The organism is Bradyrhizobium sp. USDA 4538, assembly GCF_024171045.1.
Taxonomy (GTDB): domain Bacteria; phylum Pseudomonadota; class Alphaproteobacteria; order Rhizobiales; family Xanthobacteraceae; genus Bradyrhizobium; species Bradyrhizobium australafricanum.
This window is the reverse complement of the sequence record NZ_JALJZE010000001.1, coordinates 8,599,377-8,615,895: the sequence shown is the minus strand read 5'-3', so window position 1 is coordinate 8,615,895 and position 16,519 is coordinate 8,599,377. Positions and strand designations below refer to the sequence as shown.

12 protein-coding genes and 1 pseudogene are annotated in these 16,519 nt (G+C 60.0%); 2 read left to right on the top strand and 11 right to left on the bottom strand.

Features of this window, described 5'->3' with window-relative positions:
* Positions 1 to 78: 78 nt before the first annotated feature.
* From J2R78_RS39800 to J2R78_RS39790, 3 genes are all read right to left on the bottom strand, one after another.
* A complete protein-coding gene (locus J2R78_RS39800; protein WP_253609078.1) occupies positions 79 to 1,590 on the bottom strand; it encodes a DUF1254 domain-containing protein in 1,512 nt (503 codons plus the stop codon).
* Positions 1,591 to 2,010: 420 nt separating this feature from the next.
* Positions 2,011 to 3,294: a S41 family peptidase gene (locus tag J2R78_RS39795; RefSeq protein WP_253609077.1), complete on the bottom strand. Its 1,284-nt coding sequence runs from the start codon at positions 3,292 to 3,294 to the stop codon at positions 2,011 to 2,013.
* A gap of 183 nt (positions 3,295 to 3,477) precedes the next feature.
* A complete protein-coding gene (locus J2R78_RS39790) occupies positions 3,478 to 4,647 on the bottom strand; it encodes a trans-acting enoyl reductase family protein (protein WP_253609076.1) in 1,170 nt (389 codons plus the stop codon).
* 550 nt (positions 4,648 to 5,197) lie between these two features.
* Between J2R78_RS39790 and J2R78_RS39785 the strand changes: the two genes are divergently transcribed.
* On the top strand, positions 5,198 to 5,416 hold the full coding sequence (locus tag J2R78_RS39785) for a hypothetical protein (RefSeq protein ID WP_253609075.1): 219 nt from the start codon (positions 5,198 to 5,200) through the stop codon (positions 5,414 to 5,416).
* Positions 5,417 to 5,575: 159 nt separating this feature from the next.
* On the opposite strand, the gene J2R78_RS39780 is transcribed toward J2R78_RS39785, so the two are convergent.
* The 4 genes from J2R78_RS39780 to J2R78_RS39765 form a co-directional block, all read right to left on the bottom strand.
* Complete coding sequence (locus tag J2R78_RS39780; RefSeq protein WP_253609074.1) at positions 5,576 to 6,130, bottom strand: thioredoxin family protein; 555 nt, start codon at positions 6,128 to 6,130, stop codon at positions 5,576 to 5,578.
* A 270-nt stretch (positions 6,131 to 6,400) separates the two neighbouring features.
* A complete protein-coding gene (locus J2R78_RS39775) occupies positions 6,401 to 7,243 on the bottom strand; it encodes a DUF1194 domain-containing protein (RefSeq protein WP_253609073.1) in 843 nt (280 codons plus the stop codon).
* Positions 7,244 to 7,591: 348 nt separating this feature from the next.
* Positions 7,592 to 9,337 (bottom strand): adenylate/guanylate cyclase domain-containing protein, encoded by a 1,746-nt coding sequence (locus tag J2R78_RS39770; RefSeq protein WP_253609072.1) that lies wholly within the window; start codon positions 9,335 to 9,337, stop codon positions 7,592 to 7,594.
* Between the two features lie 253 nt (positions 9,338 to 9,590).
* Positions 9,591 to 9,884, bottom strand: a complete 294-nt coding sequence (locus tag J2R78_RS39765; RefSeq protein ID WP_025575282.1) for a GYD domain-containing protein — start codon at positions 9,882 to 9,884, stop codon at positions 9,591 to 9,593.
* 505 nt (positions 9,885 to 10,389) lie between these two features.
* On the opposite strand from J2R78_RS39765, the gene J2R78_RS39760 reads away from it, so the two are divergent.
* Positions 10,390 to 11,466 (top strand): hypothetical protein, encoded by a 1,077-nt coding sequence (locus tag J2R78_RS39760; protein WP_253609071.1) that lies wholly within the window; start codon positions 10,390 to 10,392, stop codon positions 11,464 to 11,466.
* A 304-nt stretch (positions 11,467 to 11,770) separates the two neighbouring features.
* On the opposite strand, the gene J2R78_RS39755 is transcribed toward J2R78_RS39760, so the two are convergent.
* From J2R78_RS39755 to J2R78_RS39740, 4 genes and pseudogenes are all read right to left on the bottom strand, one after another.
* A complete protein-coding gene (locus tag J2R78_RS39755; RefSeq protein ID WP_253609070.1) occupies positions 11,771 to 12,028 on the bottom strand; it encodes a hypothetical protein in 258 nt (85 codons plus the stop codon).
* Positions 12,029 to 12,147: 119 nt separating this feature from the next.
* A complete protein-coding gene (locus J2R78_RS39750) occupies positions 12,148 to 12,342 on the bottom strand; it encodes a hypothetical protein (protein WP_253609069.1) in 195 nt (64 codons plus the stop codon).
* Positions 12,343 to 12,708: 366 nt separating this feature from the next.
* Positions 12,709 to 15,930 (bottom strand): adenylate/guanylate cyclase domain-containing protein, encoded by a 3,222-nt coding sequence (locus tag J2R78_RS39745; RefSeq protein WP_253609068.1) that lies wholly within the window; start codon positions 15,928 to 15,930, stop codon positions 12,709 to 12,711.
* Between the two features lie 188 nt (positions 15,931 to 16,118).
* Positions 16,119 to 16,317: pseudogene (locus tag J2R78_RS39740) on the bottom strand (integrase core domain-containing protein); the annotation flags it as partial.
* Positions 16,318 to 16,519 lie beyond the last annotated feature (202 nt).

Here is a 16,519-nt window from a genome sequence, read left to right as displayed (position 1 = left end):
ATCATGTCGCTTGCAAGCGCCGCCATCAAAATCGGGCGGATCAGTCAACTCCGTTTTCGCGAATAGGCTTATCCGAGTTCACTGACGGCCAACGGTACCGCTGCCACCGCTAACTTGCGCCTCTTCAAAATCCCCCGGCTTCCAACTGCCGTCGAACGCAGGCCCTTGTGGGCCGTAAATGCGGAAATACGCGAACCAGCCTCTGCCGGGTGTCGTCTGTATCCATCGCCCCTCCTGACCGGCAGGCGCTTGCGGGCCGAAGTACAGGTCAACGGATTTCGCGTTGCCGGTTTCCTTCAGTTCGAACAGTGATCTTAGTGCGGCTTTCTTTTGTGCGGTTTGAACTTCGGAGCGGGTGGTTGCGTCGTAAATCGTGACTGACCAAAAAAGATTGCCGGGCACCGGAAGTGGCACGGTCAGCTTGTATGTCTTGCCGCCCTCTACAAAGGCACCGCTCGCATCGCGATTACCAAGCCAGTAAAGCGAGCCTGCTCCAACCGTACGGCGGAACATCGCGGGCGAAGTCACAATCGCCTGCGCGAACCAGCGGTCACGTGCTTCAAGATCTACTCCGCTCTTGGTCTCGAACTGCGCGCTCCCCGGTACAAGTCCTGCCCATTCCCACTTGCGGTCTGGCCAAGCCAGCCGATCTGGACGGTCACTGTCGAACGCAGACACCAGCAACTGGTCGCGACCCGCTTTCGCGGCGTTTTCGAGGATCACCTTCATTCGGGTGTCCGGTGCGAACGGCTTTCCCTTTTCGATGCCGAGCGCGGCAAGCTCGCCGTACATCGGAAGAAAGATTGGCACCAGAGGTTCGGCATCGATCACTTCATGCAGCTTCTGCCAGTATTGAATGTTGTCCTCCCATCGGAGACAGGTGCCATCAACCGCCTTGTCGGTGACATCGACAATCCTGAGCGGCTTCGGATCGGCGGCGGTCGAGAGCGGACCGTCCGTCGCTGCTCTAACATCGCCTCCTATCGGCAGAGATCGAAAAGCCGCTATGACCTTGAACGAGGTCGAGGTGCCGGTGAAATACCCGGCAGGCACCTGTCCTTTGTAGTCTGGCGGAACGATGAGATGTTTGCCGCCTTTGTCGCCCGCAGGGCCAGGCAACCCCATATCGAGTATCCAGCCCTGATGGTGATTGTCGGCCAATCCTATGAACGGGCCGGGCGGCACTTCGATGACGTAAGGCTCTTCCTTTACATCGATGACGGCAAGACCGTAAGGTGTGTCGGAGTTGGGAGTGAACATCACATGATGCGGTTCAGTTACCTGTATTATCATGTCCTCATTGTCTTTTATGCCCACCTCTCGAATACCGTTGAAAATGCCCTCCGCTGAAACTGTGGGGTACCAAAAGCGGTAGGCTGTCATGGCGCGCTGGAAGTCCGCGTCGTCACGGGCGCGTTGCGCAGCGTTCTTGGTAGGGAAGCCATGTTCAAATGTGTATGAAGCTCCGCCAGTTGATGGCGCCGCTTGTTGGGCATTTGCCGGTGGTTCGGATACCAGCGTTGATAAAGCCGCGAGTGCGGTGGCTGCGAGCAATGTATCGCGGCGCGTCAGAGTGGCTTGATTATTCATGCCATCCTCCTTGGTTCGCGAGGAGCGTCCGGACAGCGGCACAGATGACAGTCAATGCCGCGCGGCGCATAAGGCGAACGACCGGGCTGCAAAATTAGCTGGCGCTTGCGAGTGGGCTCAGAGTGATCTGGCTCATTCGCGCGCAATCGACATCCGATAAAAAATCCACCCCACTACGTACCGTTGATTTAGATCAATAGACTTCCGGTTCGGGTCAAAATGAGACCTGGCGGGGAGGGCTGCTTTTGGCGTAAACCGGACATTCGGCTGGCCCCGAACGTCTCACAGGGGCCACGAGCGGACTAACTCTAGCCTGGCTATCGTGGGAGCGAATGCTCTAGCAAGTAACGCAGCACTTCATTTTGTGGCGTCCAGTCCTCGCGGATCAGGGTCAGAGCTGGCAGGGCTGCCTCCCGAGGATCAGGCCACGGATAGGACTGCGATTGCACGATTCAGTTGAGGATCACCTAGACCCATGGAGGCCGGGTCGGCCTGGATCTCGATCGTGGGTGCGACGCCAACGCCTTCCAACCGCTCGCCGTCCACTTGCACGTCCGCGACCGCGAGCAACAGCAAGCCGCGGTCAATGAGGAATGCCGTTGCAGCGAGGACAGCCCCCTCGGTCCGGCTACCGATGACCTCGCCGAGCCGATATTTCTTGAAGCCATAGGCCAGGATCTCCTTGCCGCTGCGGGTGCCACCGTTGACCAGCATGGCGACAGGCTTGCGCCACTTCACGTTCCCGAGCTCGCTGGCGCCATTGCGATCAGTGACCCGCATCGTCGGCGCTCGTGTGTTGAACAAATCAAGATACCCGGGAATCGCGCCGCCCCAGCCATCGCGCAGGTCCCAGATCAGCGCGTCGGCGTCGTTCAGCGGGCTCTGCGATAGAAGATGCTCGAGCGTCCGCTGATACGCGGAGCCAGCGTAGCACCAGACATGAACGTAGCCGATCCGTCGGCCGTTGGCAGGTATTATGCGGGCACTGGCCTTCAAGCCGTCCAAGAACATTTTGTTGGGCTCAATTTCAACCGGGGTGACCGATAGTTGCATAAACGCGCCGGCACGACGCAGTCCCAGCACAACTTCCTTGCCGACCTTGCCTCGGAACGACTGTACCGGCTCAAACGGAGCGCCATCGGCGAACACCATCACATCGCCAGCGAACAGGCCGGCTTGCTGCGCCGGCGTTCCTTCTATGACACCGGTGATCAGGCTGCGGCCCTGCATGTCGAGACGCGAGAGGACGCCAATGCCGGGATAGGAGATACGGCCACTCGGAAAAACGCGTTCCAGTCCGCGCCGCCTTAACGCACCGGCAAAAATATCGGAAAGCTGGTAGTACTCTGGTTCGTACGGTGTGTAGTAACGGGTGTGCGAAGCATGCAGCTCAGAGAGCATGCTATTGATGACGCCGGCCAGCGCCTCTTCGGAGCTCGCCCGCGTGGCGTCCGGCAAGTAACGTTCCCGGACCGCCGACCAATCGAGCCCGTGCAGGTGCGGATCGTAGAACCGGTCTCGCACGGTCCGCCATACCTCCTCGAACGTGGCGATGCGTGCGGGCACGGCTTGGGACGTGGCCGAATCCGCTGCTTCGTGGTGCTCGGCCCACAACACCGTTGGAGTCAGAGCTGATGCCGCGGCCATGGACGTCAGCCGCAAAAAGTGGCGGCGCGACGGTGCTGAGTTGATTACCTTCTTCATCGTGAAACCTTGCGATGGAGCTCGTCGCTGTCCCGATAATCGAACATTCTCAGAGCCAGAGGGGATGTCTCAAACGGGCCGAAAGCGGCCATTGAACCGCATTTGAGGTCGCGGACGCCAGTCCGCGCTTTCGTTGGTTACGATCCGCGTAATCCAGCACGCGCTGCAGTTCTGAGTCTTACCTCAACGCACGCGGAAGGTGAGGCCGGCGCGCTCCCTCAGACGCTCGCGCAACACCGGACCCATCAGCGCGCCCGGCGTCCAGATGCCGCCTTGGCCCTGCACGGCGCGCACGAGGCAGAGAGCGCTCTCGGCGATCATCTTGCTGGTCGAGCCGTAGCCCGGATCGCGGTCGCCCGTGACGACCGCCTCGACCCGTCGGCCATCCGGCTGCTCGCCCAGGAAGAGGATGTCGTAGAAGCCCTTCTCGCGCTCTTCCCGAGCCGGGCCTGCGCCCGGTTTGAGACCGCCGGTTCCGAGCAAGGAAACCATCGTGGCGAACGTCTCCGTCGTCACGCGACCAATTTCCCCCAATCCCGGCGCGACCATCATCTCGTCGTAAACGAAGTCCGTGCCGTAGGGATGCCCCAACAGGAAATTTGTGCGGTGCACGTTCTTGGTGTTGACCGGCGCCATGGGGAACGGCACGAGCAACACGTTCATACTCGGGTCGTATTCGGGGATGAGGCCCGACGGCTGGGACGGCCCGGTGAACCCCGGCGTCAACGCGAAGGGATCGGTCAGCAGCCGGATCAGGGCGGGATCGCGCGCGGCGGCGGCAAATGTTGCCTGAGCGCTCGCCGCGGTGCCGCCAGACATTCCGCCTTTCACCTTGCGCAGGCGGGCTTTACCCCGCCGCGCGGGGCGTCCGAATTTCTCGCGCGCCTTCTCCTGCAACGTGAGCACGCCGAGATCGAACGGGATGGAATCAAAGCCGCAGGAGAAGACGATGCGCGCGCCGGTCCGTTTCGTCTCTTCGTGATGGGCGTCGATCATGCGCCGCATCCACGCCGGTTCGCCGCACAGATCGACATAGCCAGTGCCCGTGGCCGCGCAGGCCGCCACAAGCCCGGGGCCGTAGAGCTGATAAGGCCCGACCGTCGTGATAATCACGGCCGCACGCTCGCACATCGAACGCAAACTGGCCGGCTCGCCGGCATTCGCCTTCACCAAAGGCAAATCGTCTGGTGCGCCGATGTCGGCACGCACCTTCTGAAGCTTGTCGGTCGAGCGTCCCGCGATCGCCCAGGATGGAGCATCGTCGCCCCGATAGGACGTCGCCAGATATTCGGCGATGAGACGGCCGGTGTAACCCGTCGCGCCATAAATGATGAGGTCGAAGTCCCGTTTCACGATGCTGGTCCTCCTCGAGACCCGGGAGAGCGCTACCCCTTACTCGGGCCGGTCCTTCGCCGGCCGGATCGCACCAGCTTGCTTGGCGCACTCAATTCGACACCTCGTCGGCGCGGGGCCGGGTCGCGCCTATGAGGTGGGGATGCCGGGCCATTTTGTGCTGTCCCGCGGCGCCCGGCGAGGAGGAAGTGCCATTCGAGGGGCAGCCGCTTTCATTGAACCGTCCCATCGCGTTGATGGAGGATACCACAGTTCCTGTCTTGGGGCGCGCAACGTCCGGTAGGAATAGTCAATCCGGGTTGGCATGTCCCAAACCGGCCAGGCGCGGACATGCCGCGCGGCCTCGTCGGCCGTGTCGGGCCCCGAAGACCTTATTCCCTACGGAGCGACGGGCGAAGGTCCTCGAGGATACGGCACCGTCCGTTGGACAACGCCAGTGATTGACACGGGGTTCCCGCTTCTGGTTATCGCCGCGGTCCAATCGCGTACCGCCCAATTTTCGTGTGTGCTACTTAGTTGGGTGGCAAAATGGTAGCAGGAAAAGCAGATCATGACTGACGATCAGGTCAATCTCGTCGTTCAGCACCTTTGCGAGCAGTTGCACTTGGCGCTCCGATTGAAGGGCAGCGAGGCACATCCACCAAACGCCAAGGATATTGGGTTCGATCCTGCCTTTGTAAGAACGGTATTGTTGAGCGGCTTGCGTTCGGCGGGTGTCACGATCCACCACGAGGCAACCGGGGCGAGCGAAGAGCCGCCGTGGTCCTGAACACAAAGCCCCGGAAACAGACCTGAAGGAGAAGGGGCGCCAATGCGACCCCGGCAACAGCCGCAGGGCCCTCGTGATGCCGCTAGTCAAATCGCACATGGTGCAGCTGCTGCCGCACGCGGCGGTCTCAGATACGAAACTTGTTGACAGGGATCGGCTTCATTCGTCCTTCCATTTGATCGAGCAGCCAATAGACGCCTTTTGGTCAGCCGGCGCCAGACCGGTGGTCGCAATCGCGCGCATGGCCTCGACAAGCTCTCGGGGCGCCCCCGCGCGAGGCGGAGTTGTACGCCCTTCGTCGAGCCGGCCGCGATACTTGAGCTTGCGGTCGGCATTGTAACCGAAGAAGTCCGGCGTACAGACCGCCCCGTACGCCCGAGCGACTGTCTGGGTCTCGTCGTGGAGATATGGAAACGGAAAATCATGAGCCTTCGCGAAACGTTTCATATTCTCAAATGAGTCTTCGGGATAGCTCGCCGCATCGTTCGAGCAAATCGCCGCAAAGCCTATGCTCTCCGACATCAGCACGCGGGCGTCCGAAACCATGCGGTCGATCACCGCTTTGACATAGGGACAATGGTTGCAGATGAAGACGACGACCGTGCCTTTTTCGCCCGCAACGTCGTCCAGTGCGTAAATATTGCCGTCGGTGGCCGGAAGCTGGAACACCGGCGCCGGCGTATCAAGAACGACTTGGGTTGCTGCTGTCGCCATATCGCACCTCCTTGCGCCCAAATATATGCTGACGACGGCCTGTTGGGGCACAGTTTCCAATGCCTGCTCGCCTGGCGCGTTGTTTGGCCATACGTTAGCCATTTCCGGTCGCCCCTTAACAGCCGTCGTCGGGACGAGCGCGGGATTTCGTCGGTGTAGGCCACGAACGGACGTTAGCAGCTCCAATGTCCCGGCGCGTGGGGCTGCGACCACGATAAACTGCTGTCTAAAGTTTGTTCGCCCGGCGGCTCTGAATGATCGTCTCGACACTCACCGCCGGCCGCGCTCCCGCGATTTTTTTTCGCCGATCAGACAGGGCACCCGGGGCTCTTTCTCAGCGGCTGGGACGATCCCGCTCTCTGGCGTGAGGCCCGCAACTTCGCGAACAAGCTTGGTCCGGATCGCTTCCTGGAATTTTTCGCGATCTTTGACCGTCATGATGAAGGCGCCCGGCCCTCCGATCACGCAGTCCTCGTAGTAGAGATCGAGATTCTCGATATCGGTCGTCGAGAGGGATGGCTCCTTCACCATGATCGGGAGGCCGTTGATGATGATGCCTTTCTCCAGGGCAGCGTCGCGCGCGCGGGTTACGGGGGCTCCGTCGTTGTTCGGCCCATCGCCGGAAATGTCGATGACGCGCCGCAACCCCCGATACGGATTCTCTTCGAACAGCTGCAGTGCGAAATTAATCGCACCGGAAATCGAGGTACTCGAACCTCGGCGAACCGGCGTTTTCATGATCTCGGCGGCCACGGCATCCGCCGATTCCGGGCCGTCGATCACGCGCCAGGGAATGATGATCTTGTCGTCGCCCGACATCGACCACTCGAAATAGGTCACGGCCACCTTGCTGCCCGGAACGGCGCTCAGCGCCTGCTGGAAATCTTTCGACACGATGGCCTGTGCATAGCCCTCGCGCTGAATGGCAAATTCGTCCATATCCATCGAATAGGAGACGTCGACGGCGATAACGAGTTCGACATTGATGAGCTGCACACTGTGATTGGTGTCGGCGAATCGAGATTTCGGGCTCGGCGCGGCAATGCCAGCAACGTCACCTCCGACCATCGCCCCCGCAACAAGCACCGCCCCGACCGAGACACACCAGCGCATGGCGGCCCTCCCGTCCTTTCACGAGCATGGTGACACCCAAAACGCGCTCCGAAAAGCGGAAATATGCAATTGTCGTCCGCGTTCGCAGCAATCGAGGCGGAGCTCCCTTCATGCCGCTCGAATAGCGAGCCGCAGTTAGAAAGACGCGCTGCACAAGGAGGTTCTTGGATCACGATAGAACGGGATGTCTGCTCGGGCGCAGAATGTGACTTGGCGGCGAGGGCCGCTTGTGGCGCAAACCGGACGTTCGGCCGGTCCCGCATGTCTCAGAAGGGCCAGATGCAGACTCATGCGCCGCAGCAAAACCTGATGGTGTATTCTATCGCCTCATCGGCAGGCCGAGCCCAGTTACTCGGGCAACCCAGCTTTTCGAAGACCCTCAATCAGCAGCTTCGCGTTTGATTGTCCGCCCCGAGCGATCCACGCAGATAGTGTAAAGGCGGGATCGATCTCAAGCAGACGCGCCGCCGCCTCACGCGCCTCAGCGTCGCGTCCGAGATGAGCGAAGGCGGACGCGAGACAGCGGTGAGTTGCCGAAAAGGTAGGGTTTTGACGAAGGGCTTTCTTCCCTGCGACGATGGCGTCCTCAAAGCGACGAAGCTCAATAAAGGCATACCCCATCCCAGTAAACGACCGATGTAGCAGCGGGTCTACCGGGCTCATGCGTATGGCACGTTCAAAGCTACGCACTGCTTCCTCTGGTAACCCCGCAATTCTGTAGACCCATCCTCTGCAGAACCATGCGTGAAATGAATTTGGGTTGAGCGCGACCGCCTGGTCCGCCATTTCGATCTCACTTTCACAATCGCCGACCATGAACGCCGAGATAAAGGCAGCCCATGCCAAGATGTCTGGATCACTATCGTCGATGCTCAATGCCAGGCGAAAAAGCCGAACTGCTTCCTGCCTGTCCAACTGAGGATCGATGGCATAGCCCAAGGTGACATTGTTCATGTGACAGAGACCTGCCAGCGCAGCCACAAGGCTAAACCGAGGGTCAAGCTCCAAGGCACGATGGGTGAGCCGGATCGCTTCAGCCAACCCTTGGCGGGTCAGCGGGTAAGAGTGTTGCATGGCTCTGAGATAACAATCATAGGCCGTGAGGTTCTCTGGTCGCCGCCGCTGCGCCATTGCGATTTCGGTTTGAAGCAATTTTGGCTCAATGGCCGAGACAACAGCGAGCGCGACTTCGTCCTGAAGAGCGAAAACGTCTGTTAGGTCACGCTCGAACCGATCCGCCCATAAATGAGCACCTGTCACCGCGTCGATCAGTTGTCCCGTGATGCGAACTTTCCCCGACGCCTTGCGCACAGACCCCTCAAGGACGTAGCGCACGCCAAGCCTACGTCCGACTTCCTTGACATCGACGGCTTTGCCTTTGAACGTAAAGCTCGAATTGCGGGCGATCACAAACAACCACTTGAACCGCGAGAGCGCGGTGATGACCTCCTCAACCATTCCATCCGCAAAATACTCCTGCTCGGGATCGCCGGACATGTTCTCAAACGGCAGCACGGCGATAGAGGGCTTGTCCGGGAGTGGTGGGGCCGCACTCAACCTCTCGGTCACCGTGCCATGGGCACCCGCGCGGACAGCGTAGGCGCGGACCGGCTTGGCGATGTTCTTGAGCTGCTGCTCGCCGCGACCCTCGAAGCCAACGTCGAGCTTGCCTTCGACTTCGCAGTACACCTTTTCAGAGATCAGAATGCCGCCCGGTTCGGCGGCTCCCTCCAGCCGGACAGCAATGTTGATGCCGTCGCCGTAGAGGTCACCGTCCGGCCCAACGATGACGTCACCAAGATTGAGCCCGATGCGCAACTTGAAGGGACTGCTGCCGGAGGCGAGATGATCCTGGATCTCAACCGCGCATCTCATGGCTGCCAGGGGGCTCGCGAACTCGGCGAGCGCGCCGTCCCCCGTTGTCTTGATCAGTCGCCCTTTGTGGCGGGAGAGCCTCGGCTCGATCACTTCGCGCTTGAGCCGCTCAAACTCCGCGTAGGTGGCTTCCTCGGCGCGTTGCATGAGCGCGGAATAGCCGACCACGTCGGCGGCCAAGATTGCCGCTAGTCGCCTTTGAACCTGCTCCTCGGTCACGGTTGCCTCTCGCAGGCGCCTGCCCACAGTGGCACGGGTGAACTCCGCGCCGCCACGTTCGACAGGCTCCGTCGTGCTGTCAGCCTAGCACATTGTCGAGGGCTGCTAAAACTGTTGTCGATTTCTGCTCAGGGTCATTAGCGTTGTTTTGAAGGTCGGCTTGTCATTTCCGGTCTTCCGTAACTTCAGACATGTCGCTGCGCTGGCCGACGTTATGTGCCAACAACTGCCCTTCGTTTTGATTTGCGTTAGCTTACGCAAGTCCCGCGATGATCTTGTCAACGTCCGCTTCCGGGAACACCTTGACCGACGTCGTCCGTACGTTCCCGATGGCGGCCAGCGACAAGAGAAACTTGGCCATGGCCTCATCGTCGGCGGCCTCGGTGTGGATGATGAGGTCATATGTTCCCATGGCGAGATAGCCGGCCTTGATGTCAACGCCAAACTTTTTGCCCAACTCCCTGGCGGCCGCTCGACGCTGCGGCATTTCCTTGATGGTCCGAACACCTTGCTCGGTGAAATTGCAGAGAAGCATGTACGTGGACATGACGATTCTCCTTTGACAAAGAAGCAATGGACTTAAGCGGTCCACGTCGTGGATTATGCCACACTGCCTGACCCCGCCCAACCACCAAGATCCCCTCAGGGCGGCTCGAAGCGGCTAGGGGTCAAAATGCGAAGAACTCACCGTGAGCAAATCGAGTGCGTTATACCCCCCGACCGGACCTCGGCGGGGCAAGCTAATACTTCGCAGAAGGGCCATAAGCTGCCATTGAAGATGAAGGCACGATTTTGTACTCGATCGTGACCTGCTTTCTTCCCGATGTCCAAAAGTCTATCTTGGTTGAAAAGACACGAGAGGCAGCGAAATGCTACCGCCACCAATCACTTATTGCTTCTACCGTTGTCGCGGGCTCTGCCTTCACACTTGGGTCGTCGCGACTTTCGCAATCATGATGGCCTCCGCTCCACTGCAGGCTTCAACAGCACCAAAAACGTCAGCGTGCGGATACCTCGCTGGTCTAATTGATAAGGCACCGCCATCAGGGCCGTTGTTCCTGCCCAGCTATCCGACCGTCGAATCGCGGCCTCTGCATGGCGCCGCCTACCTCTATGACAATGCGGTAGCCGCCATCGCGTTGGTCGGTTGCGGTGAGCAAGACAAAGCGTATCGGATTGGCTCGGCGATTCTCTGGGCCATCGACAACGACCGCACCTGGCATGATGGACGGCTCAGGAACGCTTACGCCGCGGGTGTGGTGGCGAATGGTCCCGTCAAACTTCCAGGCTGGTGGGACAATACTCAGAACAAATGGTTAGAGGATCGATATCAGGTGGGCAGCGATGTTGGTAACATGGCATGGGCCATGTTGGCGTTGCTGTCGATTGATGATGTGAACACCGGCTCTCGGTTCCGCGATGGTGCCGCACGGCTTGGCGCCTGGGTCGCGCAATGGGCCGATACGCGCGGTACTGGCGGTTTCACGGGCGGTACGTTTGGGCACGAACCGACGCCGGAAGTGCGGACATGGAAATCGACTGAACATAATACCGACCTCGCCGCCGCGTTTGGCCTTCTTGCGATCCGTACAGGCGATTCGCGCTGGCGCGATAAGGCAACGGTTGCTGAGTACTTCGTAAATACGATGTGGGATCCGGGGTGCGCCTGTTTCGCCGCAGGGACCGCTGAAGACGGTGTCACGCATAATCCGATTTTGGCTCTGGATGCCCAGATCTGGCCTTTAACAGCGCTTCACGGAGCGGCCGGGAAATTTGCATCGGCAATGACGACCGCCGAACAGCGAATGAGTGTCGGCGGAGGCTTTTCTTACGGTGAAGACCGGGACGGTGTGTGGACCGAAGGGACGGGCCAAATGGCTCTCTTGATGAAATTGCTCGGCAGGACTGAGAGGGCAGAATCGTTGATCGCTGTCATCGAATCCCAGAGGTCGCCCGATGGTGGGTTCTATGCCACGACTGTCCGCGCGTTACCGACGGGGTTCGTGTTGGACACCGACCCGACCAAGCCGCGACACTATTGCCGATTGTCACATCTTGGCGCAGCTTCGTGGGCGGCCCTCGCGGAACGTGGGTTCAATCCCTTTACGGTGACAAAAGGACTTCCCTAGTTGAGCCGCAATGCTTCTCGTCTCGGCCGTTTCGGTCTGTTTTGATTTCGATATGTCCGCAAGGGGTCAATCGCGTCGTTTGGGTCGCCGGTCGATTACTTCCGGTCCACCCCGAAGAGCAGACACTCTTGACGTCCGAAGGCATGTCTCGGATGGGTCAAAAGCAGCGGTCAACCCAACGATCGCGTGGCGTCCGGTTTCCCGGAGATAGCCGACATGGCGGCGGCTGCAGCGTTGTTCAGATAGGCCAATAAACTACATCATTCGCTTACTTCGTCGGTAGTCGCCAGTGACGTGGCATCGGTCAAAATTGAAACGGACTTACCGAAATGGACATCTTGCCGTCCGCAGTTTCTTCTACCTTAAAGTCTACCTCTTTTTGCGCTGTCACATCTTCAACGGTTACATACAACAATCCAGTACAAGTAACTGATCGCTTATCTTTGCTTTCTGAATTCGTGCTTATTGCACCCAACCCATATGACGCGCCTTGTCTCGCCATTTCCAAGATTGCCAATTTTTCAGCTTCTTTGCTCGCATTATTAACTCTTGCCTCAACCACGCTCGAGCTCTTAGCGGCATAGCTGACAAGCGCATTGTTGCTGTCGCCCGAAACGATCTTAACGACTGAATCGCGCGTGTCTAAAGAATCGCACTGAAGCTCCGCCCCGCCGCAACCGCTCAGCAAAAGCAGAATAGGAAGAATGCATAAAACCGGCTGTCGCTCCCGACATGCGTCATCGAATGTTTATATTGCTCTCGGCGATCAGCGGTTGTTTTGGCGTAGTCCTTGTCGTCCAGCAAATGGGTTTCCACAGATTGTTCCACGAGCAGTGTATCGTAACGAGAGCCGCCGTGTGTCGTTGAAATACCCATGGCTATTTCCGCTCAGGGGCACGAGCGTCGCCCTGCGCGATTGACGGCGGCCTAACTATGTCCGCTATACCCCGTTAGCGACTGAGGTGGCGCGGCGGTGCAATATGTCGCGAAGGGCCACATCCGGACTCTTGCACCGCAACGAGACACTCGTCCAGGCCATCATCGACAATCTGCCGGAGCCAGTCCCCGGGAGGAGGCCGATTCACACGATCGGCATTCCGGCGGCACGATCCGGTTGCGGGGATTGCCGCATTTTGTCTGGACGCGGGGCGGCGCGTATACGTTCCTGCCGAGCCTCTCGGCGATCCGCTTTTTGGGATCGCAGATGATGTGAGTCGACCACAGGCCGAGGGTCATTCGGCACTAATTCAACACTCTCACCAGGTCATCAGCCTCGCGCAGATCGCGGGAAGTTTCCGCAGTTGCAAATTTCGCCCGGGTCGATATCAGCAGGTCTCGTGCTTCGGCGCGTCCGGATGCGCTCTCGCCGGCGCTGACCAAGCGCGCGATGCTGATCGCCGTGCGCAATTCCCAACCGACCGCCCCGAGCTTCCTGGCAGAGGCAAGCGAGCGTTTGAACAAGCGCATGGCAGCCCGGTCGTCTCGCAATGGTTCCCGACACAGCAGCGAGCCGTGAATCCGATAAATCTCGGGAGCTGCCCAGCGCTCACCGGTCTTCTTCATCAGGGACTCGGCCGAAGCAGCGAAACTTCGAGCCCTTTCCATCTGCCCGATCCGTCCGAATTCTGTGGCGAGCAGAATTCGATAGAGTGGAATCTGAATGCACCGGTTCTCGGCGGGTAGTCTGCCGAGCAAGCCGCATAATTGTTCGAGCACTTCCGGCGCGGGGCCTCGTGCCACCAACGCAGCGGTGGCCCACAATGGGCCGATGACCCTGTACATCGGATAGCCATACTCATCAGCGACCTTCAGACCGCGCTTGACGCTGGTGAGGTTGGCCGCGAGATCGCCCTCATACCAGTGGTCGGCGACGCCAAGAATGGAGGCAAAAGCTTGCATGAACGGATGCCCGATCTCGTTCGCGAGCTGACGCGCCTTCACACAGCACTCTCTGGCCCGCCCCGGGCGGCCCAACAACCATTCGATGTGTCCGGAATAGACGAGCGATACGATCAATGGATCATGCTGATAGATCTGGACCAGCTTGCCGTGCTCACTCGAATTGTAGCGAGCCCTGACCAGAGCCGCGAGCTCACTTGCCTGCTCCAAACGACCGAGAAAGAAATTGGCGATTTCGGCAGCGGTGTGGGCCATGAGGGCAGCCTCGTCGTCGCGCCACTCTTCTGCCCGCCGGACGAAATCGTGCGCGTTTTCGAGGCCTTTGGTGAGCTCGCAGTTGACCAGCTTGGCTATGGTACTTCCCCACAGCACCGTCGCCTTCTCGCGAATGGTGCCATGGCTCGCGCAAAGCTTGAGTGCACGACTGTAGGAGCCATAGACGTTGGGATCGGACCACCCGGCGTTGGCTGTGTACGCCATCGCCAAATTGGATTGCAGCGCGATTTCAGCCTCGAAGCGCCGCGGTGACGCCGGCATCTTGGGTATCAGCGAGAGGCCTTCGCGAAGATGAGCCACGGCTTCCTTGGTGGCAGAGCTGCGGAGCGCGGATTTGCCCGCCTGAAGCCAGGCCTCGATCGCTTCCGGAATGTTGCCTGCGCGTGCATAATGATAGCCCAACACCGCCGGCTGGCTGCTTTCTCCAATGGCGGCTTCCGGCAGCAGCCACGATGCGACGCGCGCATGGAGCTCACGCCTTTCCTCCTTGAGCAATGAGGAGTAGGCGACTTCCTGTATCATCGCGTGCTTGAACGTGAAGACATTGCCTTGAGACTCTTCGCTACGATACACAATCCCGGCTGTCTCGAGCGCCCGCAACGCGTGTTTCAGCGTTTGGCCCTTGCCTGGAAGCACGCTGAAAATGCCATCATAATTGAAGCGCCTTCCGAAAACAGAGGCGATCTGGGCGACGCGCTTGGCAGGACCGAGACGATCAAGGCGCTCCATCAGCGAATCGTGAATACTTGCCGGCACCAGGGACTCCGGCAACTTCCCGCTCGGCGCATGGCTCTCGGCCGGCCGCGGGATCGCGCCGGCATCGACGATGGCGCGTGTGAACTCCTCGACAAAGAGTGGCACGCCGTCGGTTCTTTCCACGATCTGGTTGGCAATCCTGCGCGGCACCAGATCGCTGCCCGCCACGGCCGCGACCATCTGCTTGCACTCATGCACTGCTAGCTTTTGCAGAGCAATCCGCCGAATTGCCGGCCCTGTCAGCCAGTCGGCCCTGTAATCATCGCGATGCGTGATCAGGACCATGATCCGCTCGCTGGAACAGCGTGCGATCACGCGCACCAGCAGTTCGATGGTGGTTGGGTCCATCCACTGGACGTCTTCGACGATTCCGAGGATCGGCCGCTTACGCGAGGCTGCGAGAAGAGCATCGACGAACACCTGCAAGGCACGCTCGCGCTCCGCGGGAGATCCGAGATCAGCGGGTTCGTATCCCGGGCATGCGGGTATTGATAGGACTGCTCCGTAGTAACGAAGCGCCTGCTCGACGTCAGTGACGGCTCTTGCCAAAAGCGAGCGCAATTTTGCCAATGCGAGTTGAGCGTCGTCGGTGTCCTGGATGCCAGTCGCACGTGTGAGCCGCTCGATTTCCGGGGCAAGCGGCGTGTTGACGTGGAATGGTGAGCATTGCAGCGACAGAACATCACGCGGAGACGCATCAAGGGAACTGCGAAACTGGCGGATCAAACGTGACTTGCCGATGCCGGGTTCACCGGAAATCACGCCGACCTGTCCCGAGCCGGCGAGGCTCTGCTGCCACATCTCGGCAAGCAACGTACTTTCGCCGGTTCGGGCTATCATCGGGGCAAGAGGCGACCTCCGCGCGCGGTCGAACCTGCTCTCGCTGGACGCAAGCGCCTCTGCGCGCCAGGCTTCGACAGGCTCCTCGATGCCCTTGAGTGGTCGTCTGCCAAGCGGCACGTAGCTGAACGTTCCGCGAGTCAGCTCGTAAGTGCTCGAGCCAACCACGACGCCGTTCTCGCTGGCGAGCCCCTGCAGACGGGCCGCGACATGTGCCGAACTACCGAACACTTCCCGCCGATCGGGCGGCTCGCCGGGTACGCTGCCGACGACGACGACCCCGGTATTGACCCCGACGCGCACGCCGAGGCGGACGAAACTGCCATCCGACAGCAGAAAGTTGTGATCCTTAATCGCCGCGGCGACCGCCAGCGAAGCGCGGACCGCGCGCTCAGGGTCATTTTCGTGGGCTTGCGGGACGCCAAAATACGCCAGCAATCCGTCGCCAATCATTCTGGCGATATGACCGCCGTAGCGGCGAATCTGCTCGTCGCAGATATCGCGGTAAGTTCTGATAACCGCGAAGAACTCCTCGGGATCGATCCGCTCGCTCAGGGGTGTCGAGCCGACGATATCGATAAATACCACGGTGAGCTGCCGGCGTTCGGCATGCAGATCTTCATTCTCGGCATTCGGCGGCGCCTGTGTCCGCTGAAGTCCGCCCGAACGATCGGGCTTCGGCTGGCTGCTCATGACCCACCGTGTTCAGTTTCCGCCGTATCTGCCGGGAGGCAAGGTCGACGGCGAGCCGCGTCAGGTTGACGCTGCCGAGCGGCCTGTGCTCGGCCAGACAGTTCCATGGATTGAACACCATGTTCCCGCGGTCGTACAGCGCATTCTGCGTCAAACCCTGCCCTGGAGCGGCAGGTGTCCCAGGCGCGCTAGCTGTGGATTCTCAACAGGTCGTCCTCGGGATGGCGAGGCGGCTGATTGGTGGTTTGGCTTGCAGGCTGCCGTGCGGGCGATGCCAGTTATAGTGATGAAGCCAGATCGGCAGGTCTTGGGCACGCTGGTCTGAGGTATCGTAGGCGCGAGCATAGGCCCACTCGCGTCGCGCTCGGCCTTGCCGTTTGTTTGCGGCCATAGGATCGGACAGCGCCATCATGGCGGAGGCCGCTTGCTGCCTTGCCGCGCTGAACGCCTTTTCCAGCTCCTGCGCGCCGTCAAGCTCGAACATCAAAAGGTCAATGCCGAGCTTGCTCGAGGCTGCGCATGTTTCGCGGGCTTGCAATCAAGCGCCACGTTTTTGGAATGGCGTATCACCGCTACTTTGTGAGCCGAC